The organism is Mesorhizobium sp. M7A.F.Ca.CA.004.06.1.1 (assembly GCF_003999135.1).
Taxonomy (GTDB): Bacteria; Pseudomonadota; Alphaproteobacteria; order Rhizobiales; family Rhizobiaceae; genus Mesorhizobium.
This window is the reverse complement of record NZ_RZPQ01001307.1, coordinates 1-773: the sequence shown is the minus strand read 5'-3', so window position 1 is coordinate 773 and position 773 is coordinate 1. Positions and strand designations below refer to the sequence as shown.

1 protein-coding gene is annotated in these 773 nt (G+C 60.3%); it reads left to right on the top strand.

The features are described 5' to 3' along the window. The first annotated feature begins 93 nt into the window (after window positions 1-93). Window positions 94-657 (top strand): peroxidase-related enzyme, encoded by a 564-nt coding sequence (locus EN906_RS35970; protein WP_127269517.1) that lies wholly within the window; start codon window positions 94-96, stop codon window positions 655-657. Window positions 658-773 lie beyond the last annotated feature (116 nt).

The following is a 773-nucleotide window of genomic DNA, read 5'->3' as shown; positions in this document are numbered from 1 at the left end:
AGATGACCGCTGTTTGGCGACAAAGGTTTGACGGCTTGCCAAGAATTATCGGAATTTGGCGACAAGATGCCGCGCAACGAGGAGAAATGACCCATGACCGGCAAAATCAGCGCGCTTGATCTTGGCCAGGGAGAGCTGAGCGAGGCGACAAAAACCTATTTCGCCAAATGCGAGGAGAAGCTCGGCCTCGTCCCCAACGTGCTCAGGGCCTATGCCTTCGACGACAGAAAGCTGCGCGCCTTCACCGACATGTACAACGATTTGATGCTGGGTGAGTCCGGGCTGACCAAGCTGGAACGCGAGATGATCGCGGTCGCCGTCTCCTCGATCAATCATTGCTACTATTGCCTGACCGCGCATGGCGCGGCGGTGCGCCAGCTCTCCGGCGACCCGCCGCTCGGCGAAATGATGGTGATGAATTTCCGCGCCGCCGATCTTTCGCCCAGGCAGGTGGCAATGCTCGAATTCACCGTCAAGCTGACGCAAGAGCCGGCCAAGATCGTCGAGGCAGACCGGGCCGCGCTGCGTCAGGCCGGCTTCACCGATCGCGACATCTGGGACATCGCCTCGACCGCTGCCTTCTTCAACATGTCGAACCGCGTGGCCGCGGCAATCGACATGCGCCCGAACGACGAATACCACGCCATGGCACGGTGAATTTGCTTTCTTCTCCCCTTTTTACGGGGAGAAGATGCCGGCAGGCAGGCGAGGGGCACCAACGTCTGTGAATCGAGGGCCAACTTTGCGCTGCCCCTCACCCGACCCTTCGGGAC